20 protein-coding genes and 3 tRNA genes are annotated in these 24,577 nt (G+C 63.3%); 8 read left to right on the top strand and 15 right to left on the bottom strand.

Annotated elements, in window-relative coordinates; all coding sequences use genetic code 11:
- The 3 genes from tuf to FJ311_10860 all read right to left on the bottom strand — a co-directional run.
- On the bottom strand, positions 1–122 hold a 122-nt coding region (gene tuf, locus FJ311_10870), incomplete at its 3' end, for an elongation factor Tu (protein ID MBM3951943.1).
- A gap of 94 nt (positions 123–216) precedes the next feature.
- A tRNA-Gly gene (locus FJ311_10865) sits at positions 217–290 on the bottom strand.
- 58 nt (positions 291–348) lie between these two features.
- Positions 349–434 (bottom strand) — tRNA-Tyr (locus tag FJ311_10860).
- A gap of 286 nt (positions 435–720) precedes the next feature.
- Here FJ311_10860 and FJ311_10855 point away from each other — a divergent pair.
- Positions 721–1,608: an RNA methyltransferase gene (locus FJ311_10855; protein MBM3951942.1), complete on the top strand. Its 888-nt coding sequence runs from the start codon at positions 721–723 to the stop codon at positions 1,606–1,608.
- On the opposite strand, the gene FJ311_10850 is transcribed toward FJ311_10855, so the two are convergent.
- From FJ311_10850 to FJ311_10840, 3 genes are all read right to left on the bottom strand, one after another.
- Positions 1,599–2,264 (bottom strand): hypothetical protein, encoded by a 666-nt coding sequence (locus tag FJ311_10850; protein ID MBM3951941.1) that lies wholly within the window; start codon positions 2,262–2,264, stop codon positions 1,599–1,601. The genes FJ311_10855 and FJ311_10850 overlap by 10 nt on opposite strands.
- Positions 2,261–2,755, bottom strand: a complete 495-nt coding sequence (locus tag FJ311_10845; protein ID MBM3951940.1) for a universal stress protein — start codon at positions 2,753–2,755, stop codon at positions 2,261–2,263. The genes FJ311_10850 and FJ311_10845 overlap by 4 nt, the downstream gene beginning before the upstream one ends.
- Before the next feature lie 244 nt (positions 2,756–2,999).
- Positions 3,000–4,625, bottom strand: coding sequence for a putative sulfate exporter family transporter (locus FJ311_10840; protein ID MBM3951939.1), 1,626 nt, complete (start codon positions 4,623–4,625; stop codon positions 3,000–3,002).
- Positions 4,626–5,065: 440 nt separating this feature from the next.
- Here FJ311_10840 and FJ311_10835 point away from each other — a divergent pair, with 440 nt between their 5' ends.
- From FJ311_10835 to FJ311_10820, 4 genes are all read left to right on the top strand, one after another.
- Positions 5,066–5,761, top strand: coding sequence for a DUF47 family protein (locus FJ311_10835; GenBank protein MBM3951938.1), 696 nt, complete (start codon positions 5,066–5,068; stop codon positions 5,759–5,761).
- Between the two features lie 21 nt (positions 5,762–5,782).
- Positions 5,783–7,261 carry an inorganic phosphate transporter gene (locus FJ311_10830; protein MBM3951937.1) on the top strand — a complete coding sequence of 493 codons (1,479 nt, stop codon included), beginning with the start codon at positions 5,783–5,785 and terminating at the stop codon, positions 7,259–7,261.
- Positions 7,262–7,355: 94 nt separating this feature from the next.
- Positions 7,356–7,431, top strand: a tRNA-Thr gene (locus FJ311_10825).
- Between the two features lie 175 nt (positions 7,432–7,606).
- The gene (locus tag FJ311_10820; protein MBM3951936.1) at positions 7,607–7,921 is read left to right on the top strand and encodes a sulfite reductase; all 315 of its coding nucleotides are present in this window, start codon (positions 7,607–7,609) and stop codon (positions 7,919–7,921) included.
- Positions 7,922–7,944: 23 nt separating this feature from the next.
- Here FJ311_10820 and FJ311_10815 read toward each other — a convergent pair whose 3' ends face one another.
- The 3 genes from FJ311_10815 to FJ311_10805 are packed head-to-tail and all read right to left on the bottom strand — an operon-like array spanning position 7,945 to position 10,423.
- The gene (locus tag FJ311_10815; protein ID MBM3951935.1) at positions 7,945–8,316 is read right to left on the bottom strand and encodes a hypothetical protein; all 372 of its coding nucleotides are present in this window, start codon (positions 8,314–8,316) and stop codon (positions 7,945–7,947) included.
- Entirely contained in the window at positions 8,313–8,675 is a 363-nt protein-coding gene (locus FJ311_10810) for a P-II family nitrogen regulator (protein ID MBM3951934.1), read from the bottom strand. The genes FJ311_10815 and FJ311_10810 overlap by 4 nt, the downstream gene beginning before the upstream one ends.
- Positions 8,672–10,423 (bottom strand): DUF1538 domain-containing protein, encoded by a 1,752-nt coding sequence (locus FJ311_10805; GenBank protein MBM3951933.1) that lies wholly within the window; start codon positions 10,421–10,423, stop codon positions 8,672–8,674. Before FJ311_10805 ends, FJ311_10810 begins: the two co-directional genes overlap by 4 nt.
- 201 nt (positions 10,424–10,624) lie before the next feature.
- Between FJ311_10805 and FJ311_10800 the strand changes: the two genes are divergently transcribed.
- Together FJ311_10800 and FJ311_10795 are read left to right on the top strand one after the other, a co-directional pair.
- Complete coding sequence (locus FJ311_10800) at positions 10,625–11,446, top strand: mechanosensitive ion channel (GenBank protein MBM3951932.1); 822 nt, start codon at positions 10,625–10,627, stop codon at positions 11,444–11,446.
- A gap of 1 nt (position 11,447) precedes the next feature.
- Positions 11,448–11,660, top strand: a complete 213-nt coding sequence (locus FJ311_10795) for a hypothetical protein (GenBank protein ID MBM3951931.1) — start codon at positions 11,448–11,450, stop codon at positions 11,658–11,660.
- Between the two features lies 1 nt (position 11,661).
- Here the strand turns inward: FJ311_10795 and FJ311_10790 are convergent, their stop codons facing one another.
- From FJ311_10790 to FJ311_10775, 4 genes are all read right to left on the bottom strand, one after another.
- A complete protein-coding gene (locus tag FJ311_10790; protein MBM3951930.1) occupies positions 11,662–12,384 on the bottom strand; it encodes a periplasmic heavy metal sensor in 723 nt (240 codons plus the stop codon).
- Complete coding sequence (locus FJ311_10785) at positions 12,281–12,913, bottom strand: DNA-3-methyladenine glycosylase 2 family protein (protein MBM3951929.1); 633 nt, start codon at positions 12,911–12,913, stop codon at positions 12,281–12,283. Before FJ311_10785 ends, FJ311_10790 begins: the two co-directional genes overlap by 104 nt.
- 3 nt (positions 12,914–12,916) lie before the next feature.
- Positions 12,917–14,509 (bottom strand): peptide chain release factor 3, encoded by a 1,593-nt coding sequence (locus tag FJ311_10780; GenBank protein MBM3951928.1) that lies wholly within the window; start codon positions 14,507–14,509, stop codon positions 12,917–12,919.
- A gap of 360 nt (positions 14,510–14,869) precedes the next feature.
- Positions 14,870–15,778 (bottom strand): hypothetical protein, encoded by a 909-nt coding sequence (locus FJ311_10775; protein MBM3951927.1) that lies wholly within the window; start codon positions 15,776–15,778, stop codon positions 14,870–14,872.
- On the opposite strand from FJ311_10775, the gene FJ311_10770 reads away from it, so the two are divergent.
- Positions 15,733–17,889: a PAS domain S-box protein gene (locus tag FJ311_10770; GenBank protein ID MBM3951926.1), complete on the top strand. Its 2,157-nt coding sequence runs from the start codon at positions 15,733–15,735 to the stop codon at positions 17,887–17,889. The genes FJ311_10775 and FJ311_10770 overlap by 46 nt on opposite strands.
- Before the next feature lie 14 nt (positions 17,890–17,903).
- Here the strand turns inward: FJ311_10770 and FJ311_10765 are convergent, their stop codons facing one another.
- Complete coding sequence (locus tag FJ311_10765) at positions 17,904–21,497, bottom strand: hypothetical protein (protein ID MBM3951925.1); 3,594 nt, start codon at positions 21,495–21,497, stop codon at positions 17,904–17,906.
- A gap of 292 nt (positions 21,498–21,789) precedes the next feature.
- A partial coding sequence (locus FJ311_10760) for a hypothetical protein (protein MBM3951924.1) occupies positions 21,790–24,577 on the bottom strand: 2,788 nt, incomplete at its 5' end.

Here is a 24,577-nt window from a genome sequence, read left to right as displayed (position 1 = left end):
ATCCCCTTCTTCGCCAGCACCTTCGTGATCGCCGCCGTCAACGACGTCTTGCCGTGATCCACGTGCCCAATCGTCCCCACGTTGCAGTGCGGCTTCGTTCGCGCAAATTTCTCTTTCGCCATGGCTGTTCTCTCGTTCTGGACTTGGTTGGGCGACCGGCGGTTCCGGCCGCGTTCTTGGCTTTCGTTTTCCGGACCCGGGTCCGGCTCAGGCAACTGGAGCGGGTGAAGGGAATCGAACCCTCGTCGTAAGCTTGGAAGGCTTCTGCTCTACCATTGAGCTACACCCGCGCGATCTTCCGTTTCCCACCCGGCTTTCCACCTCGAGCCCGCCGATTCGGCTTCCGAATGGTGGAGGGGGTTGGATTCGAACCAACGTAGGCGTACGCCAACGGATTTACAGTCCGTCCCCTTTAGCCGCTCGGGCACCCCTCCATCGTGGCTGGAACTCGGCGTTCCCGAAATCCAAGGGACGCCCGCAATAAGCAGGTCAGGCAGCCGTGTCAACATGCAAACAAAAATCAAGCGTCCACTCGCTATCTCCCGCTGCCGAAAGGAGCCCGGCGCGGAAAACGGCATGCAGACACCTGATTTGGCGGCATGCTAAATCATTCGTCCTTGGTGCGCAAGGCTGGCCACACGTTTATCGTTGTTTTTTCGCGGGTTTTGGCCGAATGGCCGGGGCATTGTTATACCAATAGGTGACATAAAAGGCAAAATAATGTCTCCAATCAGTAACAAAAAAGGACGTCGCCCGGCCTTTCGGAGCCGGGACAAGGGCCGCCCAGCCCCTCGGGACCGGCGCCCGGAAGGCGATATTTTCCGCCATTCCCGGCCTGCGGGAGAGGGTTGGCTCCACGGCCGGCATGCGGTTCTGGCGGCGCTCGCCAATCCCAACCGGAAGGTCCGAAGGTTGGTGGTGACCCCGGAATCGTTCGCCCAATATCGCGCCGAAATCGACCAGGCAGCTAATGCCGCTGGGCATAATTCGCCCCGCCCGGCCCCGGAAATCCGGGGCCGGGCGGAAATCGACCGTCTGGTCGGCGACGGCGCCGCCCATCAAGGATTCGCCCTTCAGGCCGACCTGCTGCCCGAATTGGCGGTTGAGGACATTTGCCGGCGCGCCGCCGACCGGCCCCAAGCGCGGGTGGTGGTGCTCGACCAGGCGACCGACCCGCGCAACGTCGGTGCCGTATTGCGCGCGTCCGCCGCCTTTGCGGCGGACGCAGTCATCATGCAAGACCGGCACGCCCCGCCCGCCGGCGGGGCGCTGGCCAAGGCCGCGTCGGGCGCGCTGGAACAGGTCGCCTTGGTCCGAACCGTCAACCTCGCCCGCGCGCTGGGGTTGCTCAAGGACGCCGGATTCTGGTGCGTCGGCCTCGATGCCCGCGCCGATACGGCGCTGCGCGAAACCGACCTCACCGGAAAGATCGCCCTCGTGCTCGGCTCGGAGGGCGAAGGCCTGCGCCGCCTGACCCGGGATTCGTGCGATTTTCTTGCCCGCATCCCGATGGCCGAGGGTTGGGAAAGTCTCAATCTCGCTTCGGCGGCGGCGGTCGCCCTTTACGAGGCGTTCGGGCCGCGTCCGGCACGCAAGGATCAAAGGTGACGGAAGTATTCGTCCCAGCCGAGCCCGAACAAAATCACCGCCAAAATGACGGCGACAATCTCCACCACCGTCACCACGTAGAAAATGTAGACGACCCGCCGCCCCATCGGCTTCATCCGCTTCCACACCCGCTCCATGTACCAGCGCCAACCGGGCACCCACGACCAGCGCCGCAGGTAGCGGAAGTAACGGTAGAAATCCTGGCCCCACCAATTGAGACTATTGTCCACCTCGGCGGTGCGCGCCGCGCGTTCCGCCTCGGAAACGCGCGAATAGTCGTCGGTGATCAGCAATTCGGCCTGACCGTTCGCCGACGGCACGACATGGAACGAAGTCGAGGCCTTGAGGCCGCCGCCGTAACGAACGATCAATCCGTCGGGCAAACGTTCCACGCCCGCCGTCGTTTCGACAATCCGTCCGTTGGCGAGATTGCGGATGCGGAACACGAACGAATCCCGCCCCGCGCCGCGCCATTCGAGAAATTCGTACATGGAATTGATCCTGAGCAAACGCTCCGGATCCTCCTGCACGAACGCGAGCAATTCCTCCGGCGAAAGCTCCGTCTTGACGCGCACCCAAGCCTGGTCGCGCCGGTCTTCGTCCGCCGAATTCGAATCCTTGAGGGATGACAAAATTCCGGGATTTTCCGTCGTCATTGACTTCCACCCCGGTTCCGGCCCGGATGTGGTTCGATCCAGAGCGGCACCGTCAAACCCTTCGCCAGAACGTCCAATTCCAGGCGCGAGCGCAGGCCGGGCACGCCCTTCGGCCGGGGCGAGCCGATCACCACCAGATCGAATCCGTCGCGATCCGCCGCCGCCAGCAGACATTCCGCCGGCTTGCCGAAACTGAGTTCGCAATGGTAGCCGAATCCGCGCCGCTTCGCTTCCGCCGCGACCGTTTCCGCGTGCGCGACGATTTCGCGCTCGAGTTGCCCTTCGATGTAACGGCCGAAACGGACGTGCACGGCGGCGTTGTTGAGCCAATCGTCGCCGAGCATGCCTTTCCAAAAATCCGGCACCACGACCAGATGATGGATTTGCCCGTCCGGCGCCGAAAGCGCGAATGCGGCCGTCTCGGCGGCCCTGGCGCCGGGCGTGCCGTGGCTGGCGAGCAGGATTCTCCGCGCCTGCATGTCGATATCCATACGAAAAAAGACCCGGCGGACGCTCGCCGCGCCCGCCGGGCCGATGCTAGCGCGTTCCGGTCAGTTGATGAAGAAATAGATGCCGAACGCGATAGTCGCCGCGAAGACCAGCGCCATGAAGTCCTCGTGCCGGTCGCTCTTGAAGATGGTGAGCGCCGAGCCGCGATGATACTTGAAGCCGCTCTCGGTGGTCTGGACGTCGATATTCTGGCTTTTCGGGTCGGTCATGACGGTTTCCTCCCCCTCAGATGGTTTCGCGAACGAACAGCAGGATCACGATCAGCGAGCCGACGGCCTTGACCGTGCCGACCACGCCGCCGATGACCAACGGCTGGCCGCCGGCCTGTTTCATGGCCGCGATGGTGATCTGCATGCCGAGGCCCGTGAGGCCGAAAGCAAACAGCCAGATCAGCCAATCGCGGAAAGCCGCGACCTTCTTCGACGTGTGGTACACGGCGTTGTGCATCCGGGTTAGGATTGTGTTGGCTTCGCGCGACAGCACGCCGGAGTTGACGATACCGCGCAGCACGGTGTCATGGTCGATGCTCTGGGTCTTCTTTGTCTCGATCAAGCGCGCCAGGGCCTGCTTCTGGTCTTCGCGCTGGAGCTTGCCGGCTTCGGCGCTGAGCGTACCCAAATCCTTGGCTTCCAGGAGTTTGGTCTTGGCGTTGTCGAAGTAACGCCCCCCGGAATGCTGCGCCGGCGCGAAGATGCCGGTCGAGGACAGCGCGAACATCAGGATGAAGCCGAGCACGAAGAGCGGAAATTTCTCGAAGATAACCCGGCTGGTGTCGACTTGCTGCACCGCGACGCCGGCCGCACTTTCACGCCGCACGTACCAGACGGCGAGCCACAGCACGATGATCGGCAGGAACAGCACGCGGGTGATGTTGAAGATCTCGGCGACCTTCAGGGTTTCGATGCCGGTCGGCTGGAAGGCGAGCGCGGCGCCCGCCACCTGGGCCGAGTTGAGGATGCCGGTGCCGGCCCAGGCCCCGAACTGGACGTAGCCCATGCCGAGCAGATGGCCGATGGTCGGAAAGATAAACATGCAGCCCACGCCCCAGATCAGGATGGTGCCGATGGTGTAGGCGACGTCTTCGGATCGCGCCTTGACCACCGGCGCCGAGGCCACCGCCGCCGAAACGCCGCACACGCCGACGCCGGCGGAAAGGACCCCGCCCATGGAATTGGGAATGGTGCGCCGCGCGCCCATCCACAGCACCAGCCAAACCGAACCGAGGACGAAGAATCCGATCAGCACGACCGAAAGTTTGCCGAGCGCGACCAATTCGCCCAGGCTGTAGAGCGCACCGAGCAGGATGACCCCGGTCTTGAGGCCGAGGCGCGAGAGGCGCACCCCGTTCTCCGCCCAACCGGGGATCTTGAACACGTTGACGATGATCATGCCGGCGACGATGCCGAGCACGATGTAATTCAGTCCGAACACGTCGTGGATGAAGCGCTTGCCGGGGATGACCGGCCCGATTTCGCGGCTGATTTTGGCCACGGCGGGATCGAGATACCACTTCACGATCATCGCCACGCCGAGGATGAACATCCCGCCGGCGATGGTCGAGGAATAGTAGTCGAGGTCCCCTTCCGTATGAGTGCCAAACAGGTGCCAAAGGCCGACGCCGGTGCCGATCAGCCCGAAGATCAAGCTGAGCTGAATCATCTCTGGCTTGATCCGCGTGGTGTTGAGGTACTTCAGCACCCCGTCCATGTAACCGCCGTTGACGGCGAACCAATAGGCGAGCAGGACCAAGCCGATGATCAGCAAGGCCGGGCTCTTGCGCGTATAAACCATGTGAATACCCCCGCTTTTGATTGCGTACCGAGTTCGATCCGCCAGCGCCGCCGAGACCATCCTCAACGTGCCGCCAAACGCAAACGCCAACCCCGCGGCCGGAACATCCGGCCGCAGTCTTAACGCACGATGAACGAAGCGACTTGAGCCATCCCCTTTATCGCCCCCGTATTGTATTTTTGGAGGTCGCGTCTCCCTGAACCTTGTAAGGAAATGCTCTAAAATTAACAAGTGATTATATAAACACTCGCAATATCACGCTTATCTTTCAATAATAATACGTTTTTCTAATATTATTATTTATTAATGTGTAAATTAAATCAAAACCATGGATCGACAGTAGATATCTCTTCGAGATTTTTCGAGAAACCCACTACACCGAACGGCTTGCCCGGCAATTTCGGCGGGCCCAGGCACGATTCGTCTGTAGGCGTGGCCAAGTGAGGCGCGCGTGGCAATAAACCCGCAATGCACGGTGAAACGTTGCGACCCTCGCGACAATGGTCCAATCTGCAAAAAAAGGACGCGTTCAAATGCCCGCAACCAAGGATTTCGCCCTCTTTCGCCGCACCCGGGAACTGGAAAACGAGATCGACGAGTTTCTCAACAAGATTTCCGAAGGCGGCCTCGCCTTTCGTCTCGGCGTGCAGATCTACATGAATCACGGCCCGACCGCCGAGTTCGAGGAAAAGCTCTATCACGTCAATTCGCTCGAAAACACCGCCGATACGCTCCGGCGCTCGATCGAAACGAAGCTTTACTCGCAAACCCTGATCCCGGAATCGCGCGGCGACGTTCTCGGCCTGCTCGAAACCATGGATTCCGTTCTCAACCTGATGGAAGGCGCGCTTTGGGGATTTTCCATCGAAACGCCCGATGTTCCCGAAGAGTATCGGGTCGATTTCATCGAACTGACCGACCGGGTGGTGTTGTCGGTCGACGAACTGGTCAAGGCCGCGCGCGCGTTCTTCCGCAACATCGAGGCGGTCCCCGACCACAATCACAAGGTCATGTTCTACGAAAAAGAAGCCGACAAGCTCAGCACCAAGCTGAAGCGCGCGATCTTCGGCTCGAAGTTGCCGCTGCCCAATAAGGTGCACCTGCGCTCGTTCGTCGAATCCGTGGATAATATCGCCGACCAGGCGGAGGATGTCGCCGACCGGCTTGCCATCTACACCATCAAGCGGACGGTCTAGGGCTCGGCGTCATCTCGATCCATGGATATCGTCGTCATCATTTTCCTGACCAGCGGGCTCTTCCTCGGCTGGGCGCTCGGCGCCAATCATCTTGGCAATATCTTCGGCACGGCCGTCGGAACGCGGATGATCCGGTTTTCGACCGCCGCCGCCATTTGCAGCGTATTCGTCATTCTCGGCGCCGTGTTCAGCGGCGGCGGTACGTCGGAAACCATCGGCAAGTTGGGGCCCGTCAATACCCTGGCGGGCGCCTTCATGGTCGCGCTCGCGGCCGCGATTGCCGTCTGGATCATGACCCGCGCCGCCTTGCCGGTATCGACCACCCACGCCATCGTCGGGGCCATCGTCGGCTGGAACGTCTTCAGCGCGACCTGGACCGACATCGATTCGCTCATAAAAATCATGATCGGCTGGATTTTGGGACCGATCCTCGCGGCCGTGTTCGCGATTGCTCTGTTTTATCTCACTGCGCGGCTGCTACGCATCGTCAAGCCCCACATGCTCTTCCTCGACGCCTACACCCGGCTTGGCCTGATCCTCGCCGGCGCGTTCGGAGCCTACAGCCTCGGCGCCAACAATATCGCCAACGTCGTCGGCGTTTTTATTCCCGCTTCGCCGTTTGTCGAATTCCAGGTGGCGGGGCTGTTCACCGTCTCTCCGGCGCAACAATTGTTTTTGCTGGGCGGTATCGCCATCGCCGTCGGGGTCTATACGTATTCGGCGAAGGTCGTCCACACCATCGGCCAGGGCCTCTATACCCTTTCCCCCGTTTCCGCCTGGGTGGTGGTGATGGCGCATTCGCTCGTGCTGTTCCTGTTCGCGTCCGAGGGACTGGAGCGTCTGCTCGCCCATGTCGGACTGCCGACCATTCCGCTGGTTCCGATTTCGAGTTCCGAAGTGATCGTCGGCGCCGTGCTCGGAGTCGCCATGGTCAAGGGCCGCCATCATATTCGCTGGGGGATGCTCGGACGGATCGGGGTCGGCTGGGCGATGACGCCGGCTCTCGCCGGAATCGCCTGTTTCGTCGGCCTGTTCGTTCTGCAGAACGTCTTCAATCAGGTGGTCTACGATTCCGCGCGCTACCAATTCACCCCCGCGGCCATCGAGCGCTTGGCCCACGCCGGCTTGCCGCGTGCGGTGCTCGACCGTCTCAACGGCCAATCCTTTTATTCGTCCGCGCAGTTGGAATCGGATGTCGCGTCCAGTGCGTTGGCCCGGCGCGACATCGCCCAGTTGATCGAAGCCGCGCGTCTCGATCCCGTAAAGGTTCAACCGCTGCGCCTCGGTCCGAAGGAATACGCCCGGCTGACCGCGGGTCAAATACACGCGGTCTACAAGCTCGCCGGCCAAAGTTTTCCGCACCGTTGGCTGTTCGCCGAAGCCCTCGCCCGTGAATCGGCGGACTGGCGGCCCGGCCCCGATCCCGTGCTGGACAAGGCCCGCAACCGGGCGCTCCGCGATCACATCGACACGCTGGCGCGCCTGTTTCGCGAAAATTGACCGGATGGCCGTGCGGCGGAACCCTGTCGCCGGAAAGCAAAAAGTAGTATTTTCAAAAACGCCGATGCGCCTACGTGGGCCGATGGCGCGCCGGGCCGGGTTAGCTCAGTTGGTAGAGCAGCGGTTTTGTAAACCGAAGGTCGCGGGTTCAAGTCCTGCACCCGGCACCATTCTCGACAAACCACTCGAAAAAATCCCGGCCGATCCGGCACTTGCGATCCTCGCTTCTCGTCGCAAGCATCCGCCGGTATGATTCCCCCAAAACGGATGTACCTAAAGGAGGCCGTCATGAGCGAATTATTGGACGCGATCATCGGCACGCAAGAAGAAGAAAGCGTCAACAAGATGTTCCGCTACGCCCCGCCGGGATGGTCGCTGTCCTCGGCGCGCGACACGGCGCGCGAGGAAAACTTGGAATTCGAGGAAACGCATCTGGAGTTGATCTGCGCGCTGCAGGAGTTTTTCGCCCGTCAAGGCGAAAACACCCCGATCAACCTTCTCAAGTTGCACGACGCGCTAGAGGAGAAGTTTCATTACAAAGGCGGCTTGAAATTCCTTTACGCCATCATGCCAAGGGGGCCGGTGGCGCAAGGTTGTCGGCTTGCCGGCTTGAAAGTGCCGCCGGGCGCGATCGATTCCAGCTACGGCAGCGTGGCGTAGCGCGCCACGCACCCCAAGCCCTGTCATTCCTCGTCCGGCAGTTCGGGCAATTCGATCGGGATACCGCGCCGGCACCGGGTCATGAAAATCAGCCCGTTATGGGGACGGTTGAGTTCGGCGAAATGATAGATTTCCGCGAACGTCGCATCCGCGCTTTCGGCGGGAACCAAAGCCTCGACGACTTCGCGCTCTTCATGAAATCCCGATTGGCGATTGGTTCCGATACCCAATCCGCGCGCGTGGTGGAACATGACGCTATCGACGCCAAGCGCGCGGCGAAGATGCTCCGCAACAACCTGCCCTTTTCCGCTTCGCACGATGCAGGTGATCAATCGCGGCGCGCTCAACCCGCGCACGGCGAAAGAGCCCTTTCCGGCGGGCATTTCGTCGCTCACGATTCTTCCATCTTGGCGATGATTTCCGGAGGGATGTAAGTCGCCATTTTTTCCAGCTCGAACATATACATGATCCCCATGCCGGGCGTATCCAGCTTGGCCGCGAAATAGATTTTCTCGAAGATATAGTCGGCCTGATCGCTCGGCACGACGATATAGACGACCTCCTTCTCGTCGTTAATGGTGATCCCGAGCACTCCGAGGTGCCGCTGGCGAACGCCGGTGCCTCGGGCGAAAAACGACGTCGCGCCCTGGGCTCCGGCCTGCATGGCCGCGTTCACCACCACTTCTCCCGCGCCGCGCTGGACGATGCAGGTGAGAAGAGCCGCATCGGTCAAAACGATGATGTCCTTGCTCATGCCCGCCCGGCCTCCTTGGCGACGTCGACTGCGATCTTGCGCCGCACCATCCAATCGATCCATTTGCCGGTGATTAGGACCGAGATGATCGGCCCGACCGCCGCCATCGCCAGTACCCCGAACCCCTCGGGCGCGCCGACCGCCTCGCCGACGCCGAGACCGAACGCCAATACCAGCGGCACGGTCACCGGGCCGGTGGTGACGCCGGCGCTGTCCCACGCCAGATTGACGTATTCCTCACTGCTGAACACCGTCAGCGCGAGGGCAACCGCATAAGCCGGCAGCAGCAGCACCGCCAGGGGCACATGAAACAGGATCTTGGTTACGCCCACGGTCATCCCGACGGCAACGCCGAGCGCCACCACTCGGATCAGCAGACGGCGAGGAAAGGCCCCGTCGGTCAGCGTTTCCACCGTCAGGCCCATGGCGTTCAGCGCCGGCTCCGCGAGTGTCGCTCCGAATCCGATCAGGAACGCGAAGACGAGAACGATGGCCAAGCCGATGGCGTAGGGATATAGCGCCTCGGCGACACCTTCGGTGGCGACGAACGCCATCGGGAGATTTTCGCCTGCCTGGGACCCGAGCGGCGAAAGGCCGAAGACCAGCCCGAGGTTGAACAATATCATTCCGAGCAACGCCGCAGCCATGCCGTAGATAATCCGGGTCCGGTCGCTCAACGGCGAGCGGATTACGAAGCGTTGCAGCACGAAAAGAAACAAAACCAGCGGCAATACCGCCCTCACCGCGCCGAATACCGCCGCGAGAGTTGGGTCGTCGATCCAGACGGAAGGGGCGACAGGCGCGGCGGCCGCGTCGGAAGAGCTATCGCCCGTCACGACCAACCCGAGCGTCATGACCGCAATGGCCGGAAACAGCGACGCCAGGGTCACGATTCCGAAAACCGACAAGGGGTTGTCCTCATTTCCCGCAGCGGCGGAAAGCCCGATGCCGATCGCAAGCATCAGCGGCACGGTCACCGGCCCGGTGGTGATTACGCCGCAATCCCACGCGAGACCGAGCACCGGCGCGTGCAAGGGGTCGTTGGCCAGATAGGCCGTCAACCCCAATGCCGGGATCAACGTCAGAATAACCAGGGTCTTCAGCCGCACCCCATAGAGGAAGCGGATGTTGGCCAGCACCACCGCCGCGCCGACCCCGATCGCGACCGCGCTGACGACCGCGAAGGGATGGTCGTTGAGCAGGCTGTGCAGCAGTGGTGCTTCGCTTCGCTTGATCAGGGTTCCCGCCGCCTGCAGCGCGCCGATGGCTGGCTCGGCAAACGTCGTCAGCGCCCCAAGCACGAAGGAAACGGCGAGCATCGTTCCCGTCGAACATCGGGACGGTAGACCGTAGCCGATGTTTTCGGCGAGCGGCATCAGGCCGAGCTTGAGGCCGTCCAAAAAAAACAGCAGGCCGAAGACGATGGTGGCGATGCCGACGCCGATGGCCGTCGCGCCCTCGAGCGGAGTTCGAAGCAGAAAAACCTGGAACAGCGCCAACGCCGCCACGACCGGCAGAACGTTCATCACCTGTTCGCGCGCGCGCGACCCGAAATACGGGGCCAGCAGACGGTAATAATCGACCTTGCGCAGGCGGTAGCGCCGGCGGCCCGTCGGTTCGGCGCGTGCCACGTCGTTGTAGCTGAACACGCGCTGTCCGAGACGAATGTGGCTGAGCAAGTCGCCGTAACGCAGCCGATGCTTCATCGATGTTCTCCGCCCGTCTTTCTTTATAGCAACGCCGCGCATGGGGAAGCAAAGCCGGTCGAAACGCCCTTATCTTCTCTTCAGATCAGGTTTTTGCTACCTTCGGAAGAGAAAGATGCCACTCGAATGATCCCCTCCCTCGCTCTTCGGCCGATGACGAAATATCCGCGCGACGCGGCCAGGCCCGGCGCCCTTGCTCGCGGCATGCCGGCCGGCTGACCTTCGCGAATCTGGGGATCCGAAATGGACGAATCCATCGAATCCGTCGGCAAGCTGTTCGACGTCGTCGTCAAGTTCGTGGTCGCCTACGGCTTCCAGGCGATCGGCGCTCTGGTCGTCCTGTTCATCGGCCTCAAGCTCGCCAATTGGATCGGCCTTAGGACGACGGACCTGGCGATGCGGCGCAAAATCGACGTGCCGCTGGCCCAGTTGCTCGGCACCGCGACCCGATTTGTCACCATCGGCCTGGTCGTCGTCATTACCCTCGGCAATTTCGGCATCAGCATCGCGCCCCTGATCGCGCTGGCCAGCGCGTCCGCGTTCGGCGCCACCATCGCGCTGCAGGGACCGTTGTCCAACTACGGCGCCGGGCTTTCCATCATCATGGGCCGGGCGTTTACGGTCGGCGACGTCATCACCGTCAAGGGCGTGAGCGGCATCGTCGAAAAGGTGACCCTCGCCAGCACCACCCTGCGCGGCGAGGACGGCGAAGTCATCACCATCCCCAACAAGGAAATCGTCGGCGAGGTGATCACCAGTTTCGGCGTGCGCCGGATCGTGGAAATGACGATTCCCATTTCGATTTCCGCCGAGGCGGACAAGGCAGTGGCGGCGCTCAAGCGTGCGATCGCCGACTTTCCCGATGTCGCCCGCGAACCTTCGCCGCAGATCGGCGTGCACGATTTCACGCCGACGGGCGTCGTGCTCGGCATTCGCTACTGGGTTCCGGCGAGCGGCTATTTCACGGCCCGGCACGCGGTTAATGCCGCGTTCCTCAAGGCCTTGCACGAGGCTAACGTGGCGCTGCCCCGTCCGCCCGCGCCGCCGCCCGCCGCGCCCGCCTGACATGCCTGCCGAACCGCCCCGGCCGGCTAACGACGAGCCGCTTGCCAAGTTCCGGAACTGCCCCTCCTGCGCCGGCACCGGCATGGTGACGGCGCAGCGGAGCGGCGACTTCCGACGCGAGCCCGACAAGTACCGCCCCGATCAATCGGTCATGTGCCGTATCTGCGGCGGCACCGGAATCGTGCCGCGCCCGGGGACATTCAGCGAAGAATAGGCTAGTGCCTATGCGATTGCGTGTCGGGAACGCGCCCGCCACCGGTATTATCCGCGTAGCCGCGCAGCGCGTCGTAGCGGGCAATTGTTTCGGATGCCAGCATCGGCCGGATGGCGAGATGCGCGTTAAGGTGCACCGCGCGGAGCCGTCCCTGCAACGCGGCGATCTTCGCTGTCATTTCGCCGACCGCCGCCGGATCGGCCGAACCCCGCGCGAACAGGCGATCGAGTTCGCTCTCGACCGCAACGATATCCCGCCCCAGGGCGCGTGCTTCGACGCGCATAGCCTCGAATACCCGGTTCACCGTCTCCTTCTCGGCCTCGGACAAACCAAGCGATCCGGCAAGCTCGAGAACGTGCATCGGGCCAGGATGGCGGTTGAGTTCGGCCGCCTTGGCCAAACCCATTCCCCGACCCTCCAAGAGATCCCGGGTTTCCTCGGCCGACAGTGCTTTGATCACCGGCGGTTGCTCACCGGCGTAAGGACCGACGCCCTGCGCCACGACGGTGTCCGCGGCGAAGACGATCAGAACAGCCGCCGCAAAGTTGATTGCCTTCAGCATCGAACTCTCCTTGTCCAAGTCGGGGCAAAACATAATGAAAAAATCCGCCCGGTGTGTATCAAAACGTAACACCGGGATGGCGATAGTAATGCCATAGGAACAGCGCGGCCGCGCTGCGATAGGGCCGCCACGGCTCGGCGATGCGGTCCATGCGGTTTTCATCGGGCACGGCGCGAAGCTTCTTGAGCCGTTTGACCGCCGCCCGCACCGCCAAATCGCCCGCCGGCCACACGTCGGGCCGGCGCAAGGAAAATAATAGGTACAATTCCGCGCTCCATCGCCCGATCCCCTTGTGGGCGCGGAGATTCGCCATTGCCTCGTCGTCGTCCTGGCGGGCTATGGCGTCGAGGTCGAGCGCGCCGTCCTCGACCGCGCGCGCCAAGCCCTTGAGATAAGCGATCTTGGCGCGGCTCAGGCCCGCCTTGCGCAGACGCGCGTCCGTCGCCTTGAGCATCGCCGCGGGCGTGATCGGCGCAACGGCCGCATCCAGGCGTTCGGCGATGGCGCGGGCCGCGCCGGCGGAGACCTGCTGGCCGACCACGATCCGCACCAGACCGGAAAAGCCCGGCTTGCGGTTGCGCGTTTCCGGCAAACCGCAGACGGCGTAAGCCCGCGCGATGTCGGCGTCCCGGCGGGACAATTCCTCGAGCGCGGGCTTGAGCGAAAGATCGGGCCTGGGGTGATACCACATGGATCAATGCGCCTGTTCGCGGGTCTTGAGGAACCCGATCTCCGGCCAGTCTTTCGCCGCCCGCTCCAGATGCCACGCGTTGCGGGCGAGAAATACCGGGTCGCCGTCGTGATCTTCGGCCATGCTGGCGCGGTTAGCGTCGCCGAAGCGCTTGAGCACGCCTGCGTCCGGCGCCCGCAGCCAGCGCGCGGTCAGCAATTCGGTCGGCTCGAACCGGACCGCGATTTCGTACTCGGTCCGCACCCGGTCGGCGAGAATTTCGAACTGCAGCGGTCCGACCACGCCGACGATCCAATCGACGCCAAAGGCGGGCTTGAAAACCCGGGCCGCTCCTTCTTCGGCCAGTTGGCGCAACGCGCGGTCGAGGTGCTTGGCCTTGAGCGGGTCCTCGGGCCGGACTTTTTGCAGCAGTTCCGGCGCGAAACTCGGTATACCGGTAAAATGCAGCGCCTCCCCTTCGGTCAGCGCGTCGCCGATCCTAAGCCCTCCATAGTTGGGTATGCCGATGATATCGCCGGGCCAAGCGTCGTCGACCCGCTCCCGATCCTGGGCGAGAAACATGAGTGGGTTATGGATGATCATCTGTTTGTCGGAGCGGACATGATAAAGCTTCATGCCCCGCCGGAAACGACCTGACGCGAGCCGGACGAAGGCGGTGCGGTCGCGATGCTTGGGGTCCATGTTGGCCTGGATCTTGAAGACGAAACCGCTGACCTTGGGCTCGGTCGGCTCGATCGCGCGCTCCACCGCTGCCTGGGGCCGGGGCGACGGCGCGATCTCGGCCAAGCTCTCCAGCAATTCGCGCACGCCGAAGGTGTTGATGGCGCTGCCGAAGAATACCGGGGTCAAATGGCCTTCGCGATAGGCCGTCAAGTTGAACGGCGGTGAGGCACCGCGCGCCATAGCCGCTTCCTCCCTGAGCGTCGCCAGGGCATCGGCCGGCAACAGCGATTCGAGCCTGGGATCGTCGAGGCCGTGACAAATCTCGCCCGCCGCGGGCAGCGCGCCGGCTTTGCTTTTGGCAATCAGGGCCAGACGATCGCGCCTAAGGTCATAGCAGCCGAGAAACGACCGGCCCATGCCGATCGGCCATGAGGCCGGCGTGACGTCGAGGGCCAGCGTCTTCTCGATCTCGTCCATCAATTCGAACGGATGCCGGCCTTCCCGGTCCATCTTGTTGACGAAGGTCACGATCGGGATGTCACGCAGACGGCAGACCTCGAACAACTTGCGGGTCTGGGCCTCGATGCCCTTGGCCGCGTCGAGAACCATGATCGCCGAATCGACCGCCGTCAGAGTGCGGTAGGTGTCCTCGCTGAAGTCCTCGTGGCCGGGCGTATCGAGCAGGTTGAAGGTGTGCCCTTGGAAATCGAAGGTCATTACCGACGTTGCGACCGAAATACCGCGTTCGCGTTCGACTTTCATCCAGTCGGATCGGGCCCGTCGCCGTTCGCCCTTGGCCTTGACCTCGCCCGCAAGCTGGATCGCGCCGCCAAACAGCAGCAGCTTCTCGGTCAAGGTCGTTTTGCCGGCGTCGGGGTGGGCGATGATGGCGAACGTGCGGCGCCGGCGGACTTCGGTTTCGATATCGGTCATGGGCGTATTCCGGCGCGCGGCCGGCCGGCGGGACTGTACAATCCATTTCCGAAACCGCCATGTATTTTGTTTTCGGAGCGATGGCGGAATGGTCCGAACTTTATTACATTCGTTCTCGGCTCAAACAACAAAGGATAAAACGTCCATGTCCAAGTCCGCGCCCAAGGCACGCTCCTCCTCGCGCCGAACCGGCTCCGACCGTCGCGCCAGCACCTCGGAAAAAAACGAGCGACGCAGGGGGCAAACCGCCTACGCCGGAAAAGACCGCCGGTCGAACGCCGATCGGCGCAAGGGCGCCCGCCGGTCAGGCAGAGATCGGCGCGACGACACCTAAACTTGGGCCGGGGTTGCGTTGCAACCTCAACGCATATGGCGCCACCAGTATTTCTCGTTGATCGAGAATACCGGGTCGTAATGGCGGATTTTGGCCGCCTCGATCACCTGCGGAATCTGGTTGTCGAGCACCCAGGCCTTGCCGTCGACGAATACGACCAGGATCGCATGGCCGACTTTTAGATTAAGATCCTTGACCGCGACCACGCGCTTTTCGTCCATCGAAAAGCCGAGCATTTTCAAGGCAACGTACTTGGCGATGGCGTAATCCTCGCAATCGCCGAACCGCGCCATGAATTCGCCGGGCGAATTCCACATATCCCGCTGGCTCCAGTTCGAATCGTCGGAAACATACTTGGCTTTGTTGATCAGCGCGTTGACCGCGACGACCTGACTCATGCGGTCCTTGCCGCGAAGGCTATCGAGAAACTGCTTGAGCTTGAGGTAATTGCAGGCGTTGAAGCGCTTTTCCTCGCAGCTGCCTTCGAGCTTTTCGGCGCTTTCCTTGGCGAAGCGGTCGAGCGCTCCCTTCCATTGCTTGAAGGCATCCAGGTTCGATCCCCGCAATTCGCGCGTGCCGAAATAACTCGGTTGCAATTGGCCGGCCGGGTCGACCGTCGACGCCTGGGCGAAAACCGGGACCACAGGCCAAACGATCGCAAAGGCGAGCGCGCCAGCAAAGACACCGTGTGTCCACCAGCCCGATTTTTTATTCATTGCCGCCATGTTCAATGAGGAACACGCTGGGATTCTTGCGATTCTGGCATTTCGCGGGGAAGAGGCAAGGCGTCCCTCTCCTAACCCCTTGTCACAAGCGGGATAGCTAAATCGCTTGCCTCCCGCCGACGATACCTTAGGATGCTGGAAAATATGGGTTTTTCCGAAAGACGATGAGCGAAGACAATCCGGACCCGGCGGCCGCCGCAGCCGCGCCATCCGCCAAGCGCCCCGTCAACAAGATCGTCGTCGCTTTCATCGGCGCGATTCTGCTGTTGATCGTGGGGGCCGTCGTTTTCACGTTCAAGTTCGTGGGCGACGAGCGCGAGCGCTCCTTGCAGGAATGGCAGGTGCGGCTCTCCATCGTCGCCGACAGCCGCGCCGCCGCCGTCAATGACTGGATAGAGCAGAATTTTACCTATTTGCGCGAGGTTGCGGAAAACGCCTCGGTCCAGCTTTACGTCACCGAATTGGTCGAGGCCCAAGCCAAGGGCACGGCGGCCGTCGCCGAAGCCGCGGCGCAAGCCCAATACCTGCGCAACCTGCTGATCGCGACCGCCGAGCGAACCGGCTTCAAGCCGCCGCCCGCGGTCGGCGAAATCGCCGCCAATGTCGAACGCGCGGGCATCGCCGGTATCGGATTGGTGGATGCCAACGGCGCCCCGATTTCCAGCTCGCCGGGCATGCCCCCCATGTCGCCCGCCATGCGCGTTGCCGTCGCCAAGGCGCTCGAAGGCCAGCCGACCTTGATCGACGTGTATCTTGGCGCCAGCGCGCAGCCCGCCGTGGGCTTCGCCTTGCCCATTTTTGGCATCCAAGATACGGGCACCAAGGGCATCGGAGCGGTGATCGGCATCCGGCTGCTCGGCAACGACCTGTTCGACCGTTTGAAACAACCGGGAGCGACCGAAAAAACCGGCGAGACTTACCTCGTGCGCAAGGAAGGACCGACGGTTCAGTACATCACCCCGCTCGCCGACGGCACGCCGCCGCTGAAAAAGGCGCTGACCCTCGATACACCTTCTCTCGACGGCGCCTGGGTGCTGGAAAAACCCGGTGGTTTCGCCATCAAGCGCGACTACGCCGGTGCCGAGGCGCTGGTCGTGTCCCGCGCTATCGCTAATACGCCATGGGTCCTGATCCGCAAGGTTTCGCGCGACGAGGCCCTGTCGGCGACCGACACGCGTCTGACCACGATATTGACCGTGTTCCTGTTGTTCCTCGGCGTCATTTCGGCGACTATTTTTGCGGTCTGGCGCCACGGCAGCAGCTTGCGCGCGCTGGAGGCGGCGGAAAATTTCCGCATCGCCGCCGAGCGGTTCCAGAATATGTCCAAATTCATGCGCCTGGTCACCAACAGCCAGCCGACCGTCATCGTCGCGGTCGACGGCGAGACCAAGTACACCTTTGCCAACGAGCCCGCCGCGCGCGAAGCGGGCATCCCGATCCAGGATATGATGGGCAAGACCATGGCCCAGGTGATCGGGCCGATCAAGGCGCAAGCCTTCGCCGAAATCAATAAATCGGTCTTGCGCGAATTCGAACGCCAGGAGCACATCCACTACTTCGAGGCCGAGAATAGCCCGGAGGACGGCGAACCGGAGATTCAGGTCATCAAGTCCGTCCACGTCCCCCTGCGCGGCGACCGCGATTACCCGCCCGGTATTCTGATGATACTCGACGACATATCGGAATTGACTCGCGAGCGCCGGAAGAACGAGAAAATGCTGCGTTCGCTGATCGACACCCTGGTCAGCGTCGTCGACCGGCGCGATCCGTTTTCAGCCAATCATTCGATCCGCGTGTCGGAAGTGGTCAAGTGCATCGCCAAGGAAATGGGCGCCGACGATCTGGAAATGAAGACCGCCGACACCGCCGGCAGCCTGATGAACCTCGGCAAGATCTTCATCCCGCCCGACGTGCTGACCAAGACCGCCAATCTCAGCGCCGAAGAGAAGAAGATGCTCTTCTCAAGCCATCTGATCGCCGCCGACCTGCTCGATGGCGTGATTTTCGAGGGGCCGGTGGTCGAAACCATCCGGCAGATGGGCGAAACCTGGGACGGCAAGGGGCCGCTTGGTCTCAAGGGCGAGGAAATCCTGCGCACGGCCCGCATGCTGGCGGTCGCCAACGCCTTCGTCGGCATGGTCAGCCCGCGCGCCTATCGCGACGCGATGACCTTCGAGAAGTGTTGCTCCATCCTGCTCGGGCAGATGGAAACGCGCTATGACCGCAAGTCGGTTTCGGCCCTGATCAATTTCCTCGAGAACCGGGGCGGCATGGAACGCTGGGCCCACTTCCGCGAGAAGCCCGAGGAACTCGCGGCCTAGAGCTAAGCTCTCGGTCAGGACTTGTCGTCGTCCATCTTGAGGACGACCGTCACCTGGTCGCCGGACTGGGTGACGGTGTAGCTGTCGCTGATGTCGTTCAAGCTGACGCCTTCAAGCGTGACCTCGGTATCGGGCGCATGCTTGCCGTCGAACGAGATGACCACGTCGCCCTCGTCGTTCTCGGAGAAGACCATGTCCCTGGCGCTGAACTCCTTGCCTTCGAACACGATCTTGTCCTGATCCATGATGTCGGTGATGACATCCTTGCCCGCCTTGGCGTCAAAGAGGAAGGTATCGCGACCCGCTCCGCCAGTCAGGACGTCGTCGCCCTGGCCACCTTCGAGCGTATCGTCGCCCTTGCCGCCGTAGAGCGCATCGTCGCCCTGGCCACCTTCGAGCGTATCGTCGCCCTTGCCGCCATAGAGCGTGTCGTCGCCCTGGCCTCCGATCAGCGTATCGTCGCCCGAATCGCCGTACAGGGTATCGTCACCTTGGTCGCCATAGAGCGTGTCCTCGCCCTTGCCGCCGTAGAGCGTGTCGTCGCCCTGGCCGCCCATGAGCTCATCGTCGCCTTTCTCGCCATAGAGCGTATCGGCGCCCTGGCCGCCCTCGATCTCGTCGTCGCCGCCACGGCCATAAATAACGTCGTCACCGCTCGTGCCGACAAGTTGGTCAGCGCCGGGGCCGCCGACGATATCGTCGCCGCCGCCTTCGTCATAGGCCGGTACGAAGACATCCGCCGTCGCCGTCGTCGTCGCGGTGTCGCCGTCGGCCTCGGTCGCGGTCGCCGCCACGCTCAGGGAGAAATTGTCCTGCACCTCCATCGGCACCGTCAGAGTCAGTCCTGCGAGCTGGTCTGGGGTCAAGGTCCAGGTTCCGTCGCCGTTGTCGGTCCCGGCCGACAGCGTCGCGCCGGCCGGAACTCCGGCAACGACGACGCTGAGGGTTTCGGACCCGTCGGCATCGACCAACGCCGTTTCGATGTTCACCGGGAAGGACATGGCGCCGCCGAGGACATCGCCGCCCAAGGTGAATTTCAACTGGCCGTGCGCCGCCAGCTTCACATAAGTGTCCGTCACGGCGCCGCCGCCCTGGGTCAGGGACCCGGCGGTTTCGGCCTGCAGCACGCGGCCGTTGACGCTAATGCTGTCGACGTAAATGTTGGATTTCGGAGACGTCGGCCGGATCGAAACCTCCGGGTTCTGCCCAGGCACCAAGGACAGCCCCTCGACGGTGATCGAGTCCCACCCTCCGGTCCGGCCGTGCGCCACATCGGTGGTGAAGATCCCGACCGACACGCCATCGACGAAAACCTCGAATTGGCCGGTGTTTCCCACGCCGCCCTTGGCGACGCTGAGGGTGATCGAGCCGACCGGATTGCCCGCGATTTCGCCTTCGCCCACCGACATGGAAAGGGTGGGAGCGTCGGCGACTCCCACGACGTTCACCTCCAGCGTCGCGGTCCGCGTCGCGGTATCTCCGTTCGCCTCGGTCGTGATCGCCGTCACGGTGAGGGTGAAATCCTCGGCCGAATGTTCGGGCGGCGTCAACGTCAGGCCCGCCAATTGATCGGCCGTCAGCGTCCAGGTCCCGTCGCCGTTGTCGGTCCCGGCCGACAGCGTCGCGCCCGCCGGCACCCCGGACACCGTCACGGTCAACGTTTCATCCTCGTCCGTCGGCGCCGCCTGGATGTTGAGCGGAATCGCGGTGTCTTCCGCGCCGGTCGCGTCGGTCACGGCCAGCACCGGCACATCGGCCACCGGCGTCACGTTCACGGCGATCGTCCCGGCGGTGGTCGCGGCTTGGCCGCTTTCGCTCGACGTCGCGGTCACCGTCAGCGCCAGGGTGCCGCTATAGTTCGCGGGCGGCGTCAGCGTCAGCCCCGCCAATTGATCGGCCGTCAAAGTCCACGTTCCGTCGCCGTTGTCGGTCCCGGCCGACAGCGCCGCGCCCGTAGGCACCCCGGCCACGGTCACGGTCAGAACCTCGTTCGGGTCGCTGACAACGGCGGAAATATCGAGCGGAATTGCCGTATCTTCCGCGCCCGCGGCATCGGCGATCGAGAGCGCCGGCTCTTCCGGCGTCAAGGAGGACGTGGCGATCGTGCGGTCGTCGAACTTGAGAAATTCGACGCCGGAAACCGTATCGGTGCCTTCCGGACCCGTCACCGTCAGGACGCCGTCGTCGCCGAGCACGAACGTATAGTCGGCGAAATTGCCCGTGAACACGGCGGTATCGTTCCCGGCGCCGCCCACGAGGGTATCGTCGCCCGCGCCGCCGGAAAGCATGTCGTCGCCCGCGCCGCCTTCGAGATAGTCGGCGCCGCCGACGCCCAGCAGGGTGTCTTCGTCCGCGCCGCCGATCAGGACGTCCGGCCCCTCGGTTCCCCGGATCACGCCCGGCTCACCGACGGGCTCCGCCGGAACGGGCTCGATCTTGATCGTCCCCTGCGGAACGGTCTCAATCCGCGTTTCGACCACGGGTTCGCTGGACGGTGGCGTAATCGCGGCTTCTTTCACTTTACCAACCTCGACCGGCGCGATGCGTTCGCCCGCGGCGACATAATCGCCGGCCACCGTCTTGATGACGCTTTCCTTCGCTTCCACCGGTTGAGCGACGGGAGCAGCGGGGGTCGCGGGGCCGGCGGCCGTCACGAATTCGGCCGCGGCGGCGGCGCCTTGTTCGATCTGCCCTTGCAAGCCGAAGTCGTTTTGGTTGGCGCCGGTGAGCGGAATGACCTTCAGGGCCGGCGCGAAAATGCTCACCAGCTGCGCGGCCGCCAGCGTGGTGACCGGCGCGGCTTGGAGATTGAAGCTGGTCAGCGTCGTGAAATCGCTGGCGTTGTTCAGCACGCGCACGCCGCCGGCGTTGGCGATCACCACCTCGCCGACGAAGCCGTCCTTTTCCTCCATCAGCACCACGCTCATCGGCTTCCCTTCGGCGATCTCGATGCCGACTTGGGTGCCGCGGATGCCGATGGTGGCATACGGAGTTTTCAGGGACATGGCGTCGGGGTCGGTCTTGGCGACCTGGCCGCTGACGAAAGTGAACACGCCCTGGACCACCGACATGGAGACGGAGCCCTTCTGCGCGGCGGGATCGTAGATCATCTCGTCCAGCACCATCTTGCCGTTCTCGCCCATGGAGAACGTGGTCTGGTCGGCAAGGATCACGCCGACCGCGCCTTCCGCGTCGGTTTCGAGAATATCGCCTTGAAAGACTGGCGCGCCCACCTGCAATAAAACGCGCGTGCCGTCGGGGCGAACCGCAAACACAACCCCGCTCAAATTCCGAACCTGGCCGATGGCCGCGCCGTCGGTTCCGACCAATACCAAGCCTTCGACCGGTCCCAGCGCCTCGGCGACTGGCGCACCGGCGACGAGCCCCACGGCCACGTCCCCCGAAACCACCGCGCCGTCCTCCGAAGCGAGCGACGGCGGATTCGGCCGGTCAAAATAACCTTCGAGCTTCACCTGATTGCCGTCGGGCATGGTGAGAACCAGGTCGGCGCCGTCCTGGGCAAATTCGGCTTCCGCCAGCGAAACGCCTGGAGGCATTGCGACCGGTGCGCCCGTCGGCTCGTGGGGCATGGCGATGTTGACCATCATGACCGTTCTCCTCGACCGCAACCAAGAAGGACTCTCGCGGCCACATCTAACCCATGGAAATTATATAGGCATGCCGATTGCCCTCGGCCCGAAAAGCGTCGAGCGACGCCGACCGATCGTTTCGCGCGCGAAAATTATTCGCGGGCGATCATATAACTGCCTGGAAAACATGGATAATTTACGATCTTTCCCGGCCGGGAGCCTGTCCCAACAAGATTAGATTCGTGAGCTTGAAAAAACGAACGCGCCGGAGCGAAGAGTCGCTCCGGCGCGTATTACGAGGATATTCGTATCAGCAACGATCGTCGGGATTGACCACCAGCGTGACCTTGCCGTCGCTCTGGGTCACGGAGTAGCCGTCGTTGTTGGGATTGCTGTCGTTGAGATTGAGATCGCGCATCGACACGCCGTCCAAGGTAACCGAGGTATCGGGCGCGCCCCGGAACGAAACGACCACGTTACCGCTGCTGTTTTCGGAGAAGATCATATCCTGGGCATTGAACTCCTGCCCTTCGAACACGATCTTATCCTGGCCGCTGATGTCGGTGATGATGTCCCGGCCGGCCTTGGCATCGAAGATGAAGGTATCGCCGCCCGAACCGCCGGAGAGGGTATCGTTGCCCTCGCCGCCGCGCAGAATGTCGTTGCCCGAACCGCCGGACAGGTAATCGTTGCCGGCGCCGCCGAACAAGGCATCGTTGCCGGAGTCGCCGTACAGCGAGTCGTTACCGTCGCCACCGTAGAGCGTGTCATTGCCGTCGCCACCCTTGAGCTCGTCGTTGCCAGCCCCACCATCGAGAATATCGTTGCCGTCGCCACCCTTGAGCTCGTCGTTGCCGGCGCCGCCGAGCAGCCTGTCGTTGCCGTCTCCGCCGTCCAGCTTGTCGTTGCCCTCGCCACCGTCGAGGTAATCGTTTCCATCGCCGCCTTTGATCTCGTCGTTGCCGGCCTCGCCGAACAGAATATCTTCGCCGTCTTTGCCTTCGAGCTTGTCGTTGCCGGCGCCGCCCATCATGAAGTCGTCGGCGTCGCCGCCCTTCATGGTGTCGTCGCCCGCGCTGCCGAAATAATTGCCGTCGACGTCGTCGCCCGAAATCGATCCGCCCGACGAGGTTGGGCCGTAGACGACCTCGAAGCCGTCGTCGAAGCTGACGTCGCTCCGCAGCATCAGCTTTTCGACGCCATCGAAGGTCAAGCGGCTGCCGTCGGCCATGGTGATGTAGCCGGCGGGAGCCGTCCCGGTGAACGTGACGGTGCTGCCCGAGCGCGAGTACGATCCGCTCGTCATGGTGATCGACACCTGCGAGAAGTCGGTGATGATCCCGTTGGGGCCGACCAGAACGATCTGGTCTGTACCGCCGCCGCCGTGGAAGATGTCGTTGCCCTCGCCCTGGCGGAAGACGTACATGTCGTTGCCGCCGCCGCCCCAGGCTTCGTCGTTGCCGCTGCCGCCGACCAGCAGATCGCCGGAATTGTCGCCGCCGTAGAGCTTGTCGTCGCCCGCGCCGCCGACCAGGCGGTCGTCGCGGCTGTCGGTGCTGGCGCGCAGCGTATCGTTACCGTCGCCGCCGAACAGGAAGTCCTCGCCGCCGGTGCCGCCGGTGATGGTATCTGCGCCGGAACCGCCGATCAGGATGTTGGAGGACGACGTGCCGGTGATGGTGTCGCCGAACGTCGGCGCCTCGACGGTAACCGTCGTGGTGGTGGTGGCCGTGCTGCCGCCGTTCGCCTCGGTCGAGGTCGCCTTGATGGTCAGATCGAAGTTGCTGGTTACGCTACCGTTGACCGTCATGACGAGCCCGTTCAACTGCGCGGGTGTCAGCGTCCACGACCCGTCGGTATTATGCGTACCAGCCGACAAGGTCGCCCCCGCCGGCAGACCGGCGATGTTGAGGCTCAGGGTTTCGGACCCGTCGGTGTCGGTGAGCGCCGAGGTCAGGTTCAATTCGTAGGTCGCCGTGCCGCCGCTGCCGACGACCGGGCCGCCCGCGGACGCCGTCAGCGTCGGGGCGTCCGCCACCGCGTTGACCGTCACCGCAAAGGATTGGGTCGATGTCGCCGTGGTCCCCTCCTCGGACGAGGTCGCCGTCACTGTCAGGGTGAAGTCGGCGTCCGAGTTGGCCGGCGGCGTCAGAGTCAAACCCGATACTTGCGCTGGGGTCAACGTCCACGTGCCGTTGCCGTTGTCGGTGCCGGCCGACAGTCGCGCACCCGCCGGCACGCCGGCGATGGTGACGCTGAGCGTCTCGCCCGTCGTATCGGTGAGCGCCGCCTGGATGTTCAGCGGGATCGCCGTGTCCTCGGCGCCGGTTGCGTTCGCGACCGTCACCGTCGGCGTATCGGCAACGCCAGTCACCGTGACGTTGAGATTGGCGACCGACTGAGCCGTGGTCCCGTCCTCGGTCGAAATCGCCTTTACCGTCAGGGTAAAGTCGTCGCTTGAATTGGCCGCGGGCGTGAGGGTCAGGCCCGACAACTGCGCCGGGGTCAGAGTCCAGGTGCCGTTGCCGTTGTCGGTGCCCGCCGACAGCCGCGCGCCCGCCGGCACGCCGGCGATGGTGATGGTGTGGGTTTCCGAACCGTCCATGTCGGCGAAGTTCGCCGCGATGTTCAGCGGGATCGCCGTGTCCTCCGCACCGGTCGCGTTCGCGACCGTCACCGTCGGCGCGTCGGCGACGCCGGTCACCATCACGTTCAGGGTCTGCTGCGCGGTCGCCGTCGTACCGTCCTCGGAAGAGATCGCCTTCACCGTCAGGGTGAAGTCGTCGCTCGAATTGGCCGCGGGCGTGAGGGTCAGGCCCGACAACTGCGCCGGAGTCAGCGTCCAGGTGCCGTTGCCGTTGTCGGTGCCGGCCGAAAGCACGGCGCCCGCCGGCACGCCGGAGACGACGATGCTGAGGCTCTCCGAGCCGTCCGTGTCGGTCAAGGCCGCCTGGATGTTCAGCGGGATCGCCGTGTCTTCCGCCCCGGTCGCGTTCGCGACCGTCACCGTCGGCATATCGGCAACGCCCGTCACCGTCACGTTGAGATTGGCGACCGACTGGGCCGTGGTCCCGTCCTCGGACGAAGTCGCCGTCACC

It is taken from the genome of Rhodospirillales bacterium (assembly GCA_016872535.1).
Lineage (GTDB): Bacteria > Pseudomonadota > Alphaproteobacteria > Rhodospirillales > 2-12-FULL-67-15 > 2-12-FULL-67-15.
The sequence above is the reverse complement of the archived record's forward strand: the minus strand, read 5'-3'. Positions and strand labels throughout refer to the sequence as shown.